The organism is Candidatus Tumulicola sp., from assembly GCA_035601835.1.
Lineage (GTDB): Bacteria > Vulcanimicrobiota > Vulcanimicrobiia > Eremiobacterales > Eremiobacteraceae > DATNNM01.
Genome location: DATNNM010000001.1, coordinates 40,252 through 59,686 on the forward strand (window position 1 = coordinate 40,252; position 19,435 = coordinate 59,686).

Here is a 19,435-nt window from a genome sequence, read left to right on the forward strand (position 1 = left end):
CTTAACGTTGGGGTAAGCCCACTGCGCTACGGTTGATTCAGGTCGCCGCGTCGCCACGCCCATCCCACAAGAGGAGCCCACTAGTGAAGCGCAAGACTTTCACGCGAAGCCTGGCCGCCGTCGCGGCGGTCAGCGTTCTCGCCCCCGTCGCCGCGTTGGCCGACATGCAATTCGTCGGCGCGGGCGCGACGTTTCCGACCCCGTTTTTCTCACGCGCGTTCTATGCGTACAGCCAAGACCACCCCGGCATCACGGTCAACTACGCGAGCATCGGCTCGGGCGGCGGCATCGCTCAGCTCACTGCCAAGCTCGTCGACTTCGGCGCTTCCGACGTTCCGATGAACGCGAAGGAACTCGCCGCCGCCTGGGACGCCAACGGCAAGGTCATCCAACTGCCGGATACGCTCGGTGGGGAACCCATCGCCTATAATGCCCCGGGCCTTCCAAAACACATCAGGCTGACCGAAAAAACGCTCGCCGACATCTTCCTCGGTCACGTGGCGAACTGGAACGACCCGTCGATCGCCGCCGTCAATCCTGGGGTCAAGTTCCCGAACCTGGCGATCCTCGTCGTACATCGCGCCGATGCGAGCGGTACCAGCTACCACTTCACGGACTACATGGCGAAGATCAGCTCTGAATGGAAGACGAAGGTCGGCGTGGGCAAGACGGTCAACTGGCCGACCGGCGTCGGCGCCAAAGGCAACGAAGGCGTGGCCGGGCAGATCCAGAACTCGCCGGGCGCTGTCGGATACATCGAACTCGCCTACGCGCTGCAAAACGACATGGCGTACGTAGCGCTGCAGAACAAAGACGGCGCCTACGTCCTGCCGACGGTCGACACCATCAGAGCCGCTGCCGCGCAAAAGCCTAACGTCAATGCGGTTGATTTCTCGGTCACCGACATGGCGGGCAAGGACAGCTACGGGATATCGGGCTACTCGTGGATCATGGTCTGGCAGAACCAAGCGGACCCGGCGAAGGGGCGGCAGCTTCAAGATCTCTTGAAGTGGCTCGTCACCTCGGGTCAACAATATGCGAAGAAGGTCCACTACGTCGCCCTCCCCGATAACGTCCAGCAGGAAGCGCTCAAGGCGATCGCCAGCATCCACACCTAAGCGTGCGCGGGACGCACGACGTCGAAGAGGCGGTGTTGGCCCAGGCGACAAACCTGGGCCCACCGCCTTACCTGACTTCAGCGGGGAGCATGTCACAAGAAACCGTTGAACTCGCGAGCGCGACCGCCTCGAAAGTTCAGCGCACGCCGCATGTGCGGTCGTCCCCGTTGGGCGACCGGATATTCTCGATTCTCTTGTATGCGGCGGCGTGGATCGTGCTCGCGGTCGTCGTCGCGCTTTTCCTCGTGCTCCTCAAAGCCGCGATTCCCGCGATCCAGGCCACCGGCATCAAGCCATTGCTCAGTCAGGTCTGGAGTCCCAACGACGGACAGTTCGGCGTCCTGTCGTTCGTGTACGGCACGCTCGTCACGTCGATCATCGCGCTGGTGGTCGCCGGGCCTATCGGGATCGGCGCAGCGCTCTTCTTAGCGGAACTGGCCCCGCGTCGCTTAGCGACCCCAGTGGCCATGCTCGTCGAGTTGCTCGCCGCGGTGCCCAGTGTCGTGTACGGCGTGTGGGGGCTCTTCGCGCTCGCGCCGTTCATGCGCGTTTACATCGAGCCCGCGCTCGCCAAGACGTTCGGGTTCTTGCCGCTGTTCCAGGGGCCGATCTACGGCGTCGGCATGTTGACCGGCGGCATCATCTTGGCCATCATGGTCGTTCCCACCGTCGCCGCGATCTCGCGTGACGTCTTCGAGGCAGTGCCCAACGAACAGCGCGAAGGCATGCTCGCGCTCGGCGCGACCAAGTGGGAGATGCTCACAAAGGCGGTGCTGCCATACGCGCGCTCCGGCGTCCTCGGCGCACTCGTGCTCGGCGTGGGACGCGCGCTCGGCGAAGCGATGGCCGTGGTCATGGTCATCGGCAACAAGCCCGCAATCGCGGCGTCGCTCTTCGCGCCCGGTTACACGATGGCAAGCGTGCTCGCCAACGAATTCTCAGAAGCGACCGGCAAAGTCTACATCTCGATGCTGATCGAGATCGGACTGTTGCTCTTCGTCGTCAGCCTGATCGTCAACGTCGTCGCGCGGCTTTTGGTGTGGAGCGTCAGCCGGCGTGTGGGACGCTAGCGCGATGCTGAAATCGCTGCTCGTCCGCCGTTTCTGGAGCGCTTTCATGTCGGTCGTCGCGGCGTTGTGCGCCGGCCTTGCTGCCACCGTGCTCGCGCTCATCGTCGTGTTCGTCGTCACACGCGGAGCGAAGGCGCTCAATTGGGCGTTCTTCACGAAGTTGCCGATGCCGGTCGGCATGGAGGGCGGGGGCGTCGCCAACGCGATCGTGGGCAGCGGCGAGATCATCCTAATGGCGTCCCTGGCAGCGGTGCCCATCGGCGTGATCGCCGGCATCTACCTCGCGTTGTTCGGCCGGGGGCGCTTGGCCGCGTCGGTGCGCTTCTTCAGCGACGTGTTGACGGGCATGCCTTCCATCGCCATCGGCGTGTTCGCGTATGCGCTGGTGGTGCTGCCCATCGGGAAATTCTCGGCGCTGTCCGCATCGGTCGCGTTGGCGGTGATCATGCTGCCGATCGTCGTGCGTACGACCGAGGAGGCCGTGCGCCTCGTCCCTTCGACGATCCGCGAAGGCGCGCTGGCTTTGGGATTGCCGGCTTGGAAAGCGACCATGATCGTCACCGTGCCGAGCGCGCGCCCCGGCATCGTCACCGGCACCCTGCTCGCAGTCGCCCGCGTCGCGGGAGAGTCGGCGCCGCTGCTGTTCACGGCGTTCGGCAGCCAGTTCTGGGCCAAAACCGTGTTCGGGCCGACCGCCGCGCTGCCGCTGCTCATCTTCAACTACGCGATTTCACCCTACCCCGACTGGCAGCAGATCGCGTGGGGTTGCGCCTTCGTCCTCGTCGTGCTGGTGTTCGCGCTGAATCTCATCGCACGGCTTGCATTCTCGTCGCAGATCCACGCCCGCTAAGAAGTAAGGCAGGAACGCTCCGTGGCCACAACCGCAATCCAAACGAAATCCTTGAACGCCTACTACGGCCCGCATCTGGCGGTACGCGACGTCAATGTGGAGTTCCAGACGGGCGCCATCACCGCGCTCATCGGGCCGTCCGGTTGCGGCAAGACGACGCTGCTACGGTGCCTGAACCGCATGCACGAAGTCATCCCGAACGCGCGGGTCGAGGGCGAGGTGCTGCTCGACAACCAGAATCTCTATAGTCCGGGCGTCGACCCGACCGATACGCGCCGCCGTGTCGGCATGGTGTTCCAGCGAGCGAATCCGTTCCCGACGATGTCCATCTACGACAACGTGATAGCCGGCGTGAAACTGACCGGCAAGGTCCGCGGTCAAGCGGCGTTGCGGGAAGTGGCCGAGACCAGCTTGCAACGGGCGGCGCTATGGGACGAAGTGAAAGATAAACTGCAAGAGTCCGGATTGTCGCTATCCGGCGGTCAGCAGCAGCGTTTGTGCATCGCTCGCGCGCTCGCGGTCGAGCCGGAGGTGCTGCTCATGGACGAGCCGGCGTCTGCGCTGGATCCGATATCGACCACGAAGATCGAAGAGCTGATGCGCGAGCTCAAAGGCGCCTACACGATCATCATCGTCACCCATAACATGCAGCAAGCGGCGCGCGTGTCCGATTTCACCGGCTTCATGCTGGCCGGCGAGTCTGCGACCGGCGAACTCATCGAATTTGACGTCACGTCGAAGATGTTCACCACGCCGACAGACAAGCGTACGGAAGACTATATCACCGGCCGCTTCGGATAGTTTAGGTCGCTCAGAAACTACGGAATGTAGTGTTCCGAGCGAGCGAAGCGAGCTCGGAGAAGCCCCCGTAAGGAAATCCTAGGCACCTCGGCCAAGGCAAGCGCGTGGGTTTCTTCGAGCGCGCGTTTGTGTGGTTCGCACGATTGTGCGCATCGCTGGTGATCTGCATTCCCTGGCTGCTTGGCGCCGTGCTTGGCGCTGCGACGCTTGTCGCCATGGCGGGTTATTCGGCGCCCGAACGGTACACAGCGCTAGTACCTCTCGCGATCGCCACGATCGGCATCGGGCTCATCGCCACACTGATCGGCGCAACCGCGGGAACGGGCCTCGCCCTGCTGGCTCACGCGGTCGCGTCAGCGGGTACGCGCCGTCTGCTGCTCGTGATCGTCGGAATTCTTTCATCAACGCCGGCGATCGCAGTCGGTGTGGCCATGGTGGGGCTGCTCGCGTACTGGCACGGGGTCGCCGGAGCCGGACCGTTCGTTCCGGTGACGCTGGCGGTCGCGATCCTTGCGACGCCGCTCGCGAGCCGGCACGCGCTGCGGGAACTGGCGAAGTTACCGCCCGATCTGCGCCAAGCGGCCGCGGCAACCGGTGCTGATCCGGTGAGAATCGCCTTTAGCGCGATTTTTCCGGCGGCCCGACGCGGCATCGCGGCCGCATTCCTCGCGGCGTTCGCCGCCGCCATCGGCGAAGCAACAGCAGCGCAAGTCATCTTCGCCAACGTGCCTGACCCCAACGGCTCGGCCGGCCCCGCGACGCTCGCCGCTGTCGTGCTCGCCGGCGGCGCGGATGGGGTGGAGGCCGTAGCGCTCGCACCTGCGTGCCTGGTGCTCCTCGTCCTTGGGTTGATTCCGGTGATATTGAGCCGGGGCGTTGAGCGGAGCGCGTCGTGAGCGCGAAAATGCCGCTCGCGGCTTTGTGGTCCTGCGCCGGGTTTTGCGTGGCGGCGCTGGCGCTCGTGGCCGCGGGCTTAGGCATCAACGGTTGGAATGACTTCCTTTGGGTGCTGCAGGCACCGGCCCCGGTGGGGATCTGGCTTGCGCTTGAAGCGTCGGCCGTCGTCTTGGCTATCGCACTGCCGGCGGTCGCGCTCCTGGGCTTCGCGGCCGCCGGCGCCGCGATCGATGCGAAGATCGGCGGATTCCTGGCCAAGTTCACGGAACCGGCGGCAGATTCGCGGATCGCCACGGCTTCGGTGGTGGTGGGCACCGTCATCCTAATCGTGGTGGTCTCCGCCGGCTACCGGCCAGACATCCTCTCGGCGTCGCTCGCGCTGATCGTCGTCAATCTTCCGGCCATCACCGGCCGATTCGCGCGCGCCCTTCGCGCGGTATCGGTCGTCCGTCTCCAAGCCGCCGCCGCCACGGGCGCCGGTCCGGTCCACATCTTCTTTTTCGTGCTCGCGAGGGCAGCAGCCAAAGGCCTGGTCGCGGCGGTGCTCACCACGGCCGCCCAGATGCTCGGTGAAACCGCAGCGCTGGCCGTCGCTTCGCGCGCGGCGCTTGGAGGCTCGCATTTGAAAGCCAGCACGCTTGGGGCTTGGCCTCTCGCCGTCGATCTTTGGACGCGTGCGTCAGCTCACGCCGACTTGAGCGCTGTGTCAGCGGCGACGCTGATCCTCACCCTCATTATCTTGTTGTTGCGAAGCGTCGCGCATGCTCTGACCCCGCGCGCCGCGAATCCGAAACCAACATGAAGGCGACGCTCGCCTGGACGGGCCCGAAAGTCGAACTGAGCGACGTGAGCGTGCGCTACGCTGAAGCCGTAGCCTTGAACAAAGCCTCTTTGAAAGTTCCGCACCGCACGACCATCGCCCTGATCGGAGCGAGCGGCTGCGGCAAGACGACGCTGCTGCGGGCGATCAACCGCCTGCACGATCTCGACGAATCGGTTCGCATCAACGGCAGTGTGAAACTCGATGGGGTTGAGATGTTGGCGTCGGGCGTCGACGTGTATGCGTTGCGCCGTCGTGTCGGTATGATCTTCCCCCGCCCCACCGTCATGCCCGGCACGGTCGCTGACAACGCGGTGTTCGGCATGCGCGCGCAAGGCATTCGCGACCGACGGGAGCTCGAGGACGGCTGCGAGCGCGCGCTGCGCCGCACGCTCTTGTGGGAATATACTATCGCCAGCGGCTCGATGCTCAAGCCGGCGGACTCGCTGCCCATCGACCTCCAGCAGCGCTTGTGCATCGCGCGGGCGCTTGCGGTTGATCCCGAAGTGCTGTTGTTCGACGACCCGACTTTCGAATTAGACCCCATTGCGGCCGGTGGCATCGAAGACATCATCGCGCGCCTGCGGCGCGATTGCACGGTGCTCTTGGCGACCAACGATCTGCAGCAAGCAGCGAGGCTCTCCGATGTCACGTGCTACATGGCGGGGGGCGAGATCATCGAGGCGGGGGACACGCCGGTCCTTTTCAGCAGGCCCGCGAACGCGCGGACGGAAGACTTCCTCGCCGGTCGCGCATCGTAGTAGTGCCGAGGCTCATACCCCCGGAAAAGGACATGCCATTGAAGACCACGCTCGACGCCTCGACCATCCTCGGGCCGCTGCAGCCCGATGGCATGCATTACTACGATTCAGCGCTCGACGTCGTCGGGAACACCCCGCTCGTGCGCCTCAAGCGCGTGATGGATGGCGCGAAGTGCACGGTGCTGGCCAAAATCGAGTTGGTGAATCCGGGCGGCTCGGTCAAAGATCGGCCCTCGCTCACGATGGTCGCCGATGCTGAAGAGCGCGGCTTGCTGCGCCCCGGCGGCACGATCGTCGAAGCGACCTCCGGCAACACCGGCACCGGGCTTGCCATGGTGGCCGCCATCAAGGGCTACCGCTGCATCTTGGTCATGCCGGACAAAGTGAGTGAGGAAAAAATCAGACTGCTGCGCGCGTACGGCGCGGAGGTGGTGATCACGCCGACCAAAGTGCCCGCCAGCAGTCCGGAGTCGTATTACGGCGTCGCGGCCAAGCTGGCAAGTGAGATACCCGGCGCGTTTCAACCCAATCAATTCGCGAACATGCTCAACCCGATGGCGCACGAGCGGACGACCGGTCCGGAGATCTGGCAGCAGACCGCGGGCAAGCTGACGCATTTCGTGAGCGGCATCGGCACCGGCGGGACCATCTCAGGAGTGGCGCACTACCTCAAGAAGCAAAACCCGCGCGTGCTGGTGGTGGGCGCTGACCCCGAAGGCTCTATTTATTCGGGCGACACGGCGAAATCGTATAAGGTCGAGGGCATCGGAGAAGACTTCTTGCCCGCGACCGTAGATCTGAAATCGATCGATCGCATCGAGCGGGTTTCCGACAAAGAGTCGTTCCTTATGGCGCGGCGCATCTGCCGCGAAGAGGGTTTGCTGGTGGGCGGCTCCTCGGGAACCGCGGTGGTCGCCGCCGTGCGCGTCGCGCGCGAATTGCCGGCCGACGCGATCATGGTGGTGCTGCTTCCGGACAACGGTCGCGGGTATCTCTCGAAGATCTTCAACGACGAATGGATGCGCGCCAACGGTTTTCTCGGAGAGCACGGGCGCGCTGCGCGGGTGAGCGACGTGCTGGCCGCCAAGGGCGAGCTGCCCCCGATGATCACGCTATCACCCGAGGATCCGGTCAAGCGCGGCATCGAACTGATGCGGGAATTCCAGATCTCGCAGATCCCAATCGTCAATGCCGCCGGCGACATGGTCGGCAGCATCAACGAGGTCTCGGTCATGCAGCTGATCTACGACCGCGCCGACGTCGCGCACGCCGCGGTCAAAGACGTCATGGCGCGTCCGTTTCCGGTGCTCGACGAGCTCGATGAGGTCGAACGCGCTTTCAAGGAGCTTTCGCTCGGCCACGCGGCTGTGGTCGTCGCGCGCAAGGGGCACCCCATCGGCGTGCTCACCAAGATGGACATCATCTCGTACCTCTCGGCGAATTAGAGGATCGCATGGACTTTGCTACGCGGGCCATACATGTCGGGCAAGAATCCGATCCGACGACCGGCGCGACCATCGTGCCGATCTACCAGACGTCGACCTACACGCAATCCGCGCCGGGCGTCCACAAAGGCTTTGATTACTCCAGGACCGTGAATCCGACGCGCGTCGCGCTCGAGCGCTGCTTGGCGTCGCTCGAGAACGCGCAGTTCGGGCTGTGTTTCGCAAGCGGCATGGCCGCCACGGCGGCGGTGATGAACATCCTTTCGCAAGGCGATCACGTGATCGTCAGCGATGACTTGTACGGCGGCACGTTCCGGCTTTTCGACAAGGTGCTCGCGCGTTATGGTCTGACGTTCACCTATGTCGACGCGACCGACGTGCGCAACGTCGAGTCGGCGATGCGCGCTTCGACGCGCATGGTCTGGCTCGAAACGCCGACCAACCCGCTGCTGCGTCTGGCCGATATCGGCGCCATCGCGGCCGGCTGCCGCAAGCACGGCGTGCTGCTGGCGGTGGACAACACGTTCGCGACGCCGTATCTGCAGACGCCGCTGGATCTCGGGGCTGATCTCGTGGTCCATTCGACGACCAAATATATCGGCGGCCATTCGGACGCAGTGGGGGGTTTCGTCGCCTCCAACAAAAAGGAGCTGCACGACATCGTCAAGTTCCATCAGAACGCGGTCGGCGGCGTGCCTGGCCCGTTCGATTGCTTCTTGGTGCTGCGCGGCGTCAAGACGCTCGAGATCCGCATGCGCGAGCACGAACGCAACGCGCGGGCGGTGGTGGCGTACTTGGACGGCCATGCCGACGTCGCGCGCGTGTATTATCCCGGTTTGCCGGCACATCCGCAGCACGAGCTCGCGCAGCGCCAGATGCGTGGTTTCGGGGGCATGGTGTCCGCCGTGCTCAAAGGCGGACCGGAACGGGCGCGCGCGTTCGCATCGCAGACGAAGCTCTTCGCGCTCGCCGAGAGCCTGGGCGGCGTCGAGTCGCTAGTCTGTCACCCCGCGTCGATGACGCATGGTTCGATTCCGAAGGAAGTGCGCGAAGCGCGCGGCGTGACCGAAGGGCTGTTGCGCTTCTCCGTTGGGATCGAGTCGGCGACCGATCTCGTCGCCGACATCGAGCATGCGCTCGCCGCGACCCGCTCCCTCGCCCCCGTCTAAAACGCGCCCTGATGTAGTGCCGGGGCTTTAGCCCCGGAAACCGTCGAAAGGATCGCAATGCTACGAGGACTTGCCTTCACGCTCGCATGCGTTTGCCTGCTCGCCATTTCTGCCGTTGCCGCTCCCACCGCGCAATATGAATTGAAGCACACCTACGCCTTGGGCGGCGAGGGCGGTTGGGACTATCTGACCTTTGACCCCGTCGGCAAGCGGATGTTCATCCCGCGCTCGACTCGGGTCGACGTGGTCGACCCATACAAGGGCACGGTCATCGGGTCAATACCGAATACGCCCGGCGTGCATGGCGTAGCCCTGGCGCCGGAGTTCAACAAGGGTTTCACGAGCAACGGCCGCGAGAACACGGTGACGGTGTTCGACACGAGAACGCTCGCAGAAACCGGGCGCATCAAGATCGACGGTACCAACCCGACTCCTGATGCGATCGTCTACGATCCAGCTTCCAAGCGCGTCTTCAGCTTCAACGGCCGCGCCAATAGCGCGACGGTGATCGATGCGGCGACATCGACCGTGGTGGCCACCATCCCCTTGGACGGCAGGCCGGAGTTCGCCGCGCCGGACGGCAAGGGGATGCTCTTCGTCAACATCGAGGACAAGGGGGAACTGAGCGTCATCGACGCTCGCACAGCGACGGTGAAGAACACCTGGCTGCTGCCTGCGTGCAAGTCGCCTACGGGTCTTGGCATGGATCAGAAAAGCCGCAGGCTGTTCTCCGCGTGCGCCGACAGCAAGAACATGATGATCGTCGACGCCGACAGCGGCAATGTAATAGCGACGGTGCCGATCGGCGACTTCTGCGACGCGGTGGCGTTCGACCCGGTCACGCGGCTGGTGTTCGCACCGGCTTTCGACGGCACGCTCACCATCATCCGCGAGGATACGGCGGACAAGTTCGACGTCGTGCAGACCACGAAGACGCAAGACTCCGCGCGCACGATGGCGCTCGACACGATCGACCACGACATATATCTAGCCGCGGCGAAATACGTCCCCGCGACGCCGGCTCCGGGCGACACGCAACCGCGCCGGAGCATGGTGCCGGGCTCGTTCGTGCTGCTGGTGATGTCGGCCCGGCCGTAAGCCGTAAGCGCCGGTCCTCTAGGTCAGGCTTCTATTTGCGCGCCCATGAGGCGCGACATATCAGCCGCCTCGCGGCCCACCGCCCCGGCGATTTCCGTCAATTGCTCGCGATCGACGTGACGCGAAAAACCGGCGACCCAAATGACGGCGACCAACTGTTTCGGCGGCCCGAAGATCGGCGCAGCGGCGGCGCGCATGCCGTCGACGTATTCATCCACGTCGATCGCCGCGCCGGCGGCAGCCGCTTCTTCGGCGGCTTGCCGCATCCGGTCCGGATCGGTGATCGTGTTCGCGGTGAATGGCCGCAGACGCGTGGAACTCAGAAACGCCTCGCGCTCTTGCGAATCCCACGCTCCCAGAACCGCTTTGCCGACGGCCCCCGCCATCAATGGGATGGAAGATCCAATGGGAGCCGAGATCGACATGGTGGGGCGGCCATGGACCAGGTCCAAAATGGTGACTTGGCCGTCTGAAGGGATGCCCAGGAAGCTGGTCTGTTCGGTCTGAGCAGCAAGCCTTTCCAAGCTCTGCCTGGCCAGCTCGCGCAAATCGTGCCGCCCGAGCGAGCGGGAGACCAGCGCATGCAAGCCGCGCCCCACTCGGTATCGTTTGAGGCCGTTCGGCGACTCGATCATGCCAAGCGCCTCGAGCGTGTTCAGCAGCCCATGGACCGTGCTCTTGCCGAGACTCAAGCGTCTCGCCAGCTGCGAAACCCCGAGCGGCTCCCCTGCGGTGCTCAGCGCCTCCAGAACTCGGAAAGCCTTTGCCACGGCGGGGACCAACGCGGGTGCCGCGCCGCTGACGCTCGAATCTTTTTCGCCGTTCGCCCGGTTGGCCTCACCGTTCTCTGGCGTGAACATCCGTCAAATCTTTACAGGGGACGGCTGCTATGGCCTGCCTTCTACGAACCGCTAGGTAGGACTGATCGTGCAATTTGAAAGCGAAGCGCAACGCGCCCTCGACACGGCCAGTGCGCGGGGCGCGGACTACGCCGACGTCCGCTTCGGCGTCGTCCGCGACGAACACCTCGAAGTCCGCAACGGCGTCGTCGTCAGCTTGAGCGACGCCGACAGCAGCGGCTTTTCCGTGCGCGCTCTTTTCAACGGCGCATGGGGCTTCGCGTCGTCGGCCAACATCGAGGTTGCGGAGATCGACAGCGTCGCCGCGCGCGCGGTCGAAATCGCCAAAGCAAGCGCAAGCGTCAAGGCGCAGGGGCTGCACCTGCTGCCGGCCGGCAAGTTCATCGACACGTACGCCACGCCATTCGAAATCGACCCGTCTTCCATTGCTCCGAGCGAACGCGTCAAATACTTGCTCGATGTCGAGGCCGCGGTTCGCTCCGTCAAGGGCGTGACGGTCGCGCGCGCATGGATGGACATCTGGCGGACGAAGAAGATCTACGCGAGCACCGAGGGGAGCCGGATCGAGCAGGACCTTTGGCAGTGCGGCACGGCGCTTTCCGCGCTGGCCGTCAGCGGCTCGGATGTCCAGGACCGCACCTATCCGGGTACCAACGGACTTTATCAAACCGGCGGCTACGAGATCATCAAGAAGGCGCACCTGCTGGAAAACGCCCAACGCGTCGGCGAAGAGGCGGTCGCGCTGCTGAGCGCGGACCAGTGTCCCTCCGGAACGATGGACATCGTGCTGTCGAGCGACCAAGTGTCGCTGCAGATCCACGAATCCATAGGCCACGCCCTTGAGCTGGACCGCGTGCTCGGCTGGGAGGCTAATTTCTCAGGGACCTCGTTCGCAACGCTCGACAAACTCGGAACGTTTCGATATGCTAGTCCGCTGGTCACCGTCGTGTGCGACATGACCTGCCCCTTGGGTTTCGCCACCCACGGCTACGACGACGAGGGCACGCGCGCCAAGTCCGTCGACCTCATACGGAACGGCACGCTGGTCGGGTACATGGCCGGCCGCGACACCGCGCAAACCGCGAACGTGGAGCTTGCCGGTTGCGTGCGCGCCGAATACTGGGGCCGGTTGCCGATGATCCGCATCGGCAACGTCAACCTGCAGCCGGGAACGACGCCCGAAGAAGCCCTGTACGACGGCATCAAGCAGGGCGTGTTCATGGAGAGCAACCGCTCGTGGTCGATCGACGACAAGCGGCTCAACTTCCAGTTCGGGTGTCAGATCGGCTACGAGATCAAAGACGGCAAGAAAGGGCGGCTGCTCAAGAATCCGACCTACGCCGGCATGACGCCGACATTCTGGCAATCGTGCGACGCCATCGGCGACAAGGCTTCGTGGACCGCGCACGGCACGCCAAACTGCGGCAAGGGCGAGCCGATGCAGACCGCGCGCTCGGCGCAGGGCGCATCGCCGACGCGCTTTCGCAACGTGAACGTGGGGGTCGGCTATGCCGGTTGATCTCGGAACCGATCGCGCGGCGCTGGATGAGGTGCTTCGCAGCGCGCTCGCCGTGTCGAAGGCCGACGAGACTGAAGTGCTCGTCTTCGGCAGCGACGCTTCTCTCACGCGCTTCACGCACAACTACATCCATGAAAACGTCGCCGAAAACGCTTGGCAATTGAGCATTCGCGCCGTGGTCGGCAAGCGCCAGGGCGTCGTCTCAACCACGCGACTCGACCCAGCCGGCGTGGCGGACGCCGCCGGGAGGGCTCTGGAGAACGCTCGCTTGTCTCCGGAGGATGAGCATTTCCCAGGCTTGCCATCGGACAACAGCCCGTTCGACGATATCCCCGCGCCATACGACGAGGCGACCGCGAGCTTGAGCGCGCAAGCGCGCGCGGACGCGGTGCGCGAAATCGCAGGCGTGATGAAGCCCCGCAATCTCCATGCCGCGGGTTATGTATCCAGCCGGCGCGATACATTCGCCGTCGCGAACTCCAAAGGCGTGTCGCGCTTTTTCCAGGCGACCGACGCGGGCATGAACATCAAGGCGATGGGCGATGACTCGAGCGGCTATGCCGAGGGCTTCTCGCGGCGCTTCAGCGACCTCTCGCCGCGCAAGCAGGCCGAGCGCGCGGCGCAGAAGGCGGCCGCGGGCGCGAAACCACACGTGCTCGAGCCCGGCGAGTACACCGTGATCCTCGAAGCGCCGGCTTTTCGAGAATTCCTCATCTATCTATCGTGGATCGGCTTCGGCGCGCAGCCATTCGAGCAAGGCTCCTCGTTCATGAGCGGCAAGCTCGGTCAGCTTATCGTCGGCAGCAACGTCACCATCCGCGACGACTTCACCCACCCGCTGACGAACGGCGTGCCGTTTGACGCCGAGGGCGCGCCGCGCTGGCCCGTGACGTTGATCGGCGACGGAATGGCCAAAGACGTGGTCTATGACTCGTACTACGCGGCGAAACTGAACCATGACAACACCGGGCACGCACTGCCTGCGCCCAACCCCGAAGGGCCGCTGCCCTTGAACGTCATCGTCGACCCGGGCGAGAGATCGGAGGCAGAATTGGTCGCAAGCGTGCAGCACGGCGTGCTCGTCTCGCGTACTTGGTACATCCGGATGGTCGACCAAAAGCAGACGATCATCACCGGGATGACCCGAGACGGCCTATTCTTGATCGAGCACGGGCAGATCGCGCACGGCCTCAAGAACATGCGCTTCAACGAGTCCATCCTCGGCGCGCTCGGCCGCTGTGAACTCGGCCGCGAACAAGTGCGTTCGGATGCTCACGTCGTGCCGGCCGCGAAGATCGAAGGCTTCCACTTCTCCAGCGGCACCGAGTTCTAGCGAGAGGGTTCGGTCAGCGGGCGGCGCGGTTCGTTCGTCGGGAGCATGCGCTTTGCGTGCGTCTCGATCTTGAGTGCTTGCGCGATCGCTGAGACGTCGCTCGCGAGAGCCTTGCCCCGCGCGTCAGCCGCGCATTCGAGGTCGCCCGAGCGCTGCCCGCGCCACCAGACGAAGGTCGAGGTGCCGAACGATGCGCTCTTCATGCATTGCATGATGGGCATTTGCGAGAGGCGCGCACCAGCGCGCATGTCAGCGAAGAATTTGTTGGCCACAGCGGCCGACACGCGAGCCTTGGCTCGCGTATTGCCCGCCACGTATTCGGCGACTCCCGATGACTGCACGACGATGCGATATCCCAGCGCGTTCGTCGATCCGGTATTGAGGATGACCGCAGCGCCTTTAGGAACGGGCAAGTAGGGCACTGGGGCGGCGGCGAGGACAAGTGCAGGCACCAGCGCGGCAAGCGCGCTCAGGCAAAATAAGGCGACTGATTTCTTCACGTCAATAAAACGCCGAATGCGGCTGATTTAGTTCTCCGAGTTGCGCTCGGAACGCTACTATGGCTTGGAAAAGCCGTCCCGGAGGGCGCCAGCGGCACGGTGGCCAATCCTACACGTCCCGCCGAAGTGGCGAAACTGGCAGACGCGCAAGTTTCAGGTACTTGTGTCCGAAAGGACGTGCAGGTTCAAGTCCTGTCTTCGGCACGCGTCCGGGGCTAAAGCCCCGGCACTACAAGATCGATATTCCAGGGGGTTTTATGGCGTCCACACTCGATCGCTCCGCAGCCCAGTCCGCGTCCAATGTCTGGCAGATGGCGCAGCGCCAGCTCGACGAAGTCGCCACCTTCATCGGGCTCGACGACTCCGTCCATGCATACCTGCGCGAACCCAAGCGTGTCCTGACCGTCTCGATCCCGACGCGCATGGACAACGGTACGCTCAAAGTGTTCGAGGGGTATCGCGTTCAGCATAATCTTTCGCGCGGGCCAGGCAAGGGCGGCATCCGATTCCATCCCGACGTGACCCTCGACGAGGTCAAAGCGCTCGCCATGTGGATGTCCTGGAAATGCGCGCTCGTCAACATCCCGTTCGGGGGCGCGAAAGGCGGCGTCATCTGCGATCCCAAGCACATGTCGATGCAAGAACTCGAGAACATCACGCGCCGCTATACGAGCGAGATCTCCATCATCATCGGGCCGGAGAAAGACATCCCCGCGCCCGACGTCTATACCACACCGCAGATCATGGCGTGGATCATGGACACCTACTCCATGCAAAAGGGCTACACCATTCCGGGCGTGGTCACGGGCAAGCCGCTGGCGATCGGCGGATCGCTTGGGCGCGACAAGGCGACCGCGCGCGGGTGTCTGCACGTCGTGAACGAGGCGCTCAAGGAGCTCGGGCGTACGCCTGCCGGCACGCGCGTGGCGATTCAAGGCTTCGGCAACGCCGGTCTGCACGCGGCGGAGCTGATGGCGGCCGACGGATACACGATTGTCGCCGTTTCGGATAGCCAGGGCGGCGTGGCCAATCCAAAAGGACTCGACGTCCCCAAACTCATCGCTTTCAAGGGCGAGACGGGCACGGTGGTCGGGTTCTCCGGCGGTCAGAGTTGTTCCAACAAGGAAGTGCTGGAATACGATTGCGACGTGCTGGTTCCGGCAGCGCTCGAAAAAGTCATCACCGCGGAGAACGCGCCGCGCATCAAGGCGAAGATCATCGCCGAAGCGGCTAACGGTCCGACATTGCCCGAGGCCGATGCGATTCTCTTCGAACGCGGCATTATGGTGCTGCCGGACATCTTGGCCAACGCCGGCGGCGTCAGCGTGTCGTACTTCGAGTGGGTGCAAGACCTCCAGGAAAGCTTCTGGGAGGAAGACGAGATCAACGAGCGTCTGAAGCGCAAGATGGTGCGGGCGTTCCGCGAGACGTTGGAGCAAGCCAAGCGCCTCAAGTGCGACATGCGCCGCGGGGCGTACGTCGTCGCCGTGGGCCGTGTGGCGGAGGCGACCAAGCTGCGCGGGGTGTATCCATAGGCGGGAGCCGGAGCAAAGTCTGGCATAGGACATCGAGGGAGGGCGCGGACCATGCGATCTCAACCCTTCGCGCGACGCGAATTCCTTGGACTCGTGGCAGCCGGAGGTGCCGCGGCTACCGGCGCCACCGTCTGGCCTTCCCTCGCATTAGGGAAAGGCTACATGCTCGAGGTCAATCACCAACCGGCCGATCTTGAAACCCCGCTGGAGCAGCTCAACGACGCGTGGCTGACGCGCAACGAATGGTTCTTCGTGCGCAGTCACATGGGTCCGCCGCGGGCGCCCATCGATGCAGCTGCGTGGCGGCTCGGCGTCTGGGGAACGGTGAACGCGCCACTGCAACTGAGCCTGCGCGATCTCAAGCATGGCTTCGAGCAGGTGAGCGTCAGCTGCGTGCTCCAGTGCGCGGGCAACGGGCGCTCCCTCTACACGCCGAAAGTCCCCGGTGCCCAATGGCGCTATGGCGCGGTCGGCAACGCCAAGTGGACCGGTGTGCGCCTCGCAGACGTTTTGAAGGAGGCGGATCTGGCGACCGACGCCAAGTTTCTCATCATCCGGGGTCACGACGAGCCGGTGCTCAAAGCGACGCCCAAGTTCGTGCGCGGATTTCCAATGGATAAAGCGATGGATCCCTACACGATCCTCGCCTACGAGATGAACGGCAAGCCGCTCCCGGAATTGCACGGCGCGCCGCTGCGCATGATCGTGCCCGGCTGGGCCGGCGATCATTGGATGAAATGGCTGCACACCATCGAGGTGCGCAACGTCGGCACCGAGGACGATGCCGGCTTCTGGACCGCTTCGGCATATCGCTATCCGAACAACCCTGGAGCGCCCGGTGTCGCCGTGCCGCTCGATCAAACGCACCGGCTGTCCGCGATGAACGTCAAATCTATCATCACGAATCCGCTTGACGGCAGGCGACTGACTTCAGGCAGCCTCGCCGTCGAAGGCGTGGCGTTTTCCGGCTTACCGACCATCAGGAGCGTGGAAGTGTCGGTCGACGATGGCGCGTGGATGTCCGCCCAGTTAGGCTCCGAGCAAGCGCCGTACTCGTGGCGACGCTTCTCGTACAAAACCAACCTTACTCAAGGCCCGCACACGATCGCAGCGCGAGCGACGGACGAAACCGGGGCGGTCCAACCCGAAACAGCTGCATGGAATCCGTCCGGCTACATCAACAACGCGATCATGAAAGTCAACATCAATGTGGGGGCAGCATCATGAGTGCGCATATGAGAGCGCCATCGCTGCTCGCTTTGGTGGTCATCGCCGCCGTAGCGTTCGCTTGGAGCGCGGGCGTATCGCCCGCCTACGATATTATGGGCACGGGCGCGCTCCCCGACGCACCGGCGCGCCAACTCGTGATCCAGAACTGCATGATTTGCCACAGCGCTCAGATCATCACGTCGCAGCGGCTCGCTCCCAAGACGTGGCTGGCTGAAGTCAACAAGATGATCAAGTACGGCGCGCCCGTCAAGGACGCTGACAAACAGGCGATCGCGGATTATCTCGCGGCTTCGTTCCCCGTGAGCAAGGCGCCATTTGAGCCCGAAGCCATCCCCGTCCCTTAGCGGCCACCAGAGCGGCATGGCAGAGTTCGAACGCCTGACTGAGCCGATGGTGCGCGACGGCGAACGCCTGCGCACTGCGACATGGGATGAAGCGCTCGAGCGCGCGGCCGCCGGAATCGAGCGCGCAGTCGCCAACCGCGGCCCAAACGCCTTCGGCCTCTTCAGCTGCTCGAAGACGACCAACGAACTGAATTACCTCGCGCAGAAGTTCGCACGCGCCGTCATCGGCTGCAACAACGTCGATAGCTGCAACAGGACCTGACACGCTCCCAGCGTCGCCGGTCTGGCGGCGGTGTTCGGGGCCGGGGGCGGCACGAGTTCCTATCAGGAGATCGAAGAGACGGATCTGATCATCCTGTGGGGTTCGAATGCGCGCGAAACGCACCCCATCTTTTTCCACCACGTCCTCAAGGGGCTGCGCAAAGGGGCGAAGCTCTATGTCGTGGATCCGCGCCGCACCGGCACCGCGCAATGGGCTGACGTGTGGCTCGGTCTCAACGTCGGCACGGATATCGCGCTCTCCAACGCCATGGCGCACACGATCATCGAGCGCGGCTTGGAGAACCGCGAGTTCATCGCGCGGGCGACGTCGGGTTTTGAAGTGTATCGCGCGAGCGTCGCTCCGCACACGCCCGAACGTGCGGAGGCGATCACCGGCGTGCCGGCGGAGGTCATCCGCGAAGTCGCCGCCGCCTATGCGTCGGCCGCGCGTGCGGAGATCTGCTGGACGCTCGGCATCACCGAACACCATACCGCGGTGGACAACGTCTTCGCGCTCATCAACCTCGCACTGCTGACCGGCCACGTCGGACGCTACGGATCGGGTCTGAATCCCCTGCGCGGCCAGAACAACGTACAAGGCGGCGGCGACATGGGCGCGATCCCGGACCGGCTGCCGGGTTTCCAAAGCGTCACCGATGACGCTCTGCGCGCGAAGTTCGAGACAGCGTGGGGCGTGAAGATCCCGGCCACACGCGGCTGGCGCCTCAACGAGATGTTCGACGCCATGGAGCGCGGCGAACTCACGTCGCTGTACGTCATCGGCGAAAACCCGCTCGTTTCGGAGGCCGACCGTCAGCGCTCCGAGCACCTGCTCGAGGGACTCGATCATCTCGTCGTTCAGGACCTCACGCTGACCGAGACGGCGAAGATCGCCGACGTCGTCTTCCCCGCAGCTGCGGGATGGTGCGAATCCGAGGGCACGGTCACGAACAGCGAACGCCGCGTGCAGCGGGTGCGCAAAGCGGTGGAACCGCCCGGCACTGCGCGCGACGATATCGCGATCGTGTGCGACATGGCCAAAAGGCTTGGGCACGACATCGGTCAGCCAACCGCCAAGGATTTGTGGAACGAAGTCCGCGCCTTGAGTCCGATGCACGCCGGCATGAGCTACCGGCGCTTGGAGGAAAGCGGCGGACTGCGCTGGCCATGCTACGATGAGAAACACCCAGGCGAACAGTTCTTGCATGCGCGTCTTTGGGAGAACCCGGTGCGCGGCCCGTCGGCTCCGTTCCATGTCGTGGAGCACGAGCCTCCGGTCGACGAGATCACGGATGAGTATCCGATCATGTTGACCACCGGACGCCGGCTCGACTCGTTCAACACGGGCGCGCAGAGCGGCGCCTACTCGTCGCCGCTGCGCCGGGGCGAATCGATCGATCTTTCGCCGGTCGACGCGACGCGCTTCGGGGTAAGCGAGGGCGAAGACGTGCGCGTCGCCTCGCGGCGCGGTTCCATCGTCGCGCCCGTCCGCATCGCAGATGAACTGCGGCCGGGTCTCGCCTTCATGACGTTCCACTTCGACGTGCCGACGAACGTACTGACGATCGAAGCAAACGATCCCAAATCGGGCACCGCCGAGTTCAAGGCGTCGGCCGTCCGAATCGAAAAGATGTAGCAATTGGATCTCCATTTCACTGACGCCGTCGCCACCGACGAAGAACGCGCTGCGGTCGACGAGTTGCTCGGCCGGCCCGAGCCGCGCGCCGGACATGTCGCGCGCAGCGGTCATGCGGCGCGCGGACGCCGGCACATGCTGCTGCCTGCGCTGCACGCGCTGTCGCGGCGCATCGGTTGGATCAGCCA

General features: G+C 64.3%; 19 protein-coding genes and 1 tRNA gene. 18 read left to right on the forward strand and 2 right to left on the reverse strand.

All coding sequences use genetic code 11. From position 1 onward, the window contains the following. Positions 1-83 precede the first annotated feature (83 nt). From pstS to VN934_00260, 10 genes are all read left to right on the forward strand, one after another. Entirely contained in the window at positions 84-1,118 is a 1,035-nt protein-coding gene (gene pstS, locus VN934_00215) for a phosphate ABC transporter substrate-binding protein PstS (protein ID HXM17214.1), read from the forward strand. Between the two features lie 2 nt (positions 1,119-1,120). Continuing rightward, a complete protein-coding gene (gene pstC, locus VN934_00220; GenBank protein HXM17215.1) occupies positions 1,121-2,188 on the forward strand; it encodes a phosphate ABC transporter permease subunit PstC in 1,068 nt (355 codons plus the stop codon). Then, positions 2,175-3,038, forward strand: a complete 864-nt coding sequence (gene pstA, locus VN934_00225; protein HXM17216.1) for a phosphate ABC transporter permease PstA — start codon at positions 2,175-2,177, stop codon at positions 3,036-3,038. The genes pstC and pstA overlap by 14 nt, the downstream gene beginning before the upstream one ends. A gap of 21 nt (positions 3,039-3,059) precedes the next feature. Beyond that, complete coding sequence (gene pstB / locus VN934_00230; GenBank protein HXM17217.1) at positions 3,060-3,839, forward strand: phosphate ABC transporter ATP-binding protein PstB; 780 nt, start codon at positions 3,060-3,062, stop codon at positions 3,837-3,839. A 104-nt stretch (positions 3,840-3,943) separates the two neighbouring features. Beyond that, complete coding sequence (locus VN934_00235; GenBank protein ID HXM17218.1) at positions 3,944-4,735, forward strand: ABC transporter permease subunit; 792 nt, start codon at positions 3,944-3,946, stop codon at positions 4,733-4,735. Further along, a complete protein-coding gene (locus VN934_00240) occupies positions 4,732-5,538 on the forward strand; it encodes a hypothetical protein (GenBank protein HXM17219.1) in 807 nt (268 codons plus the stop codon). Before VN934_00235 ends, VN934_00240 begins: the two co-directional genes overlap by 4 nt. Continuing rightward, positions 5,535-6,317, forward strand: a complete 783-nt coding sequence (locus tag VN934_00245; GenBank protein ID HXM17220.1) for an ATP-binding cassette domain-containing protein — start codon at positions 5,535-5,537, stop codon at positions 6,315-6,317. Before VN934_00240 ends, VN934_00245 begins: the two co-directional genes overlap by 4 nt. 38 nt (positions 6,318-6,355) lie before the next feature. Next, on the forward strand, positions 6,356-7,762 hold the full coding sequence (locus VN934_00250) for a cystathionine beta-synthase (protein HXM17221.1): 1,407 nt from the start codon (positions 6,356-6,358) through the stop codon (positions 7,760-7,762). A gap of 8 nt (positions 7,763-7,770) precedes the next feature. Then, entirely contained in the window at positions 7,771-8,931 is a 1,161-nt protein-coding gene (locus tag VN934_00255; GenBank protein HXM17222.1) for a cystathionine gamma-synthase, read from the forward strand. 57 nt (positions 8,932-8,988) lie between these two features. Beyond that, complete coding sequence (locus tag VN934_00260) at positions 8,989-10,029, forward strand: hypothetical protein (GenBank protein HXM17223.1); 1,041 nt, start codon at positions 8,989-8,991, stop codon at positions 10,027-10,029. A gap of 23 nt (positions 10,030-10,052) precedes the next feature. Here VN934_00260 and VN934_00265 read toward each other — a convergent pair whose 3' ends face one another. Next, the gene (locus tag VN934_00265) at positions 10,053-10,889 is read right to left on the reverse strand and encodes an IclR family transcriptional regulator (protein HXM17224.1); all 837 of its coding nucleotides are present in this window, start codon (positions 10,887-10,889) and stop codon (positions 10,053-10,055) included. Between the two features lie 67 nt (positions 10,890-10,956). Here VN934_00265 and VN934_00270 point away from each other — a divergent pair, with 67 nt between their 5' ends. Together VN934_00270 and VN934_00275 are read left to right on the forward strand one after the other, a co-directional pair. Beyond that, positions 10,957-12,408 carry a TldD/PmbA family protein gene (locus VN934_00270; GenBank protein HXM17225.1) on the forward strand — a complete coding sequence of 484 codons (1,452 nt, stop codon included), beginning with the start codon at positions 10,957-10,959 and terminating at the stop codon, positions 12,406-12,408. Beyond that, a complete protein-coding gene (locus VN934_00275; protein ID HXM17226.1) occupies positions 12,398-13,741 on the forward strand; it encodes a TldD/PmbA family protein in 1,344 nt (447 codons plus the stop codon). The genes VN934_00270 and VN934_00275 overlap by 11 nt, the downstream gene beginning before the upstream one ends. Here the strand turns inward: VN934_00275 and VN934_00280 are convergent. After that, positions 13,738-14,241, reverse strand: coding sequence for a hypothetical protein (locus VN934_00280; protein ID HXM17227.1), 504 nt, complete (start codon positions 14,239-14,241; stop codon positions 13,738-13,740). The two genes, VN934_00275 and VN934_00280, sit on opposite strands and share 4 nt — an antisense overlap. Before the next feature lie 120 nt (positions 14,242-14,361). On the opposite strand from VN934_00280, the gene VN934_00285 reads away from it, so the two are divergent. From VN934_00285 to VN934_00310, 6 genes are all read left to right on the forward strand, one after another. Further along, positions 14,362-14,445 (forward strand) — tRNA-Leu (locus VN934_00285). Positions 14,446-14,498: 53 nt separating this feature from the next. Next, complete coding sequence (locus VN934_00290; GenBank protein HXM17228.1) at positions 14,499-15,776, forward strand: Glu/Leu/Phe/Val dehydrogenase; 1,278 nt, start codon at positions 14,499-14,501, stop codon at positions 15,774-15,776. Between the two features lie 51 nt (positions 15,777-15,827). Then, on the forward strand, positions 15,828-17,003 hold the full coding sequence (locus VN934_00295; protein HXM17229.1) for a sulfite oxidase: 1,176 nt from the start codon (positions 15,828-15,830) through the stop codon (positions 17,001-17,003). An 8-nt stretch (positions 17,004-17,011) separates the two neighbouring features. Further along, positions 17,012-17,350: a hypothetical protein gene (locus tag VN934_00300; protein HXM17230.1), complete on the forward strand. Its 339-nt coding sequence runs from the start codon at positions 17,012-17,014 to the stop codon at positions 17,348-17,350. A gap of 16 nt (positions 17,351-17,366) precedes the next feature. Continuing rightward, entirely contained in the window at positions 17,367-19,247 is a 1,881-nt protein-coding gene (gene fdhF / locus VN934_00305; GenBank protein HXM17231.1) for a formate dehydrogenase subunit alpha, read from the forward strand. A gap of 3 nt (positions 19,248-19,250) precedes the next feature. Further along, positions 19,251-19,435, forward strand: a 185-nt coding sequence (locus tag VN934_00310; protein ID HXM17232.1) for a hypothetical protein, incomplete at its 3' end; no start/stop codon positions are given.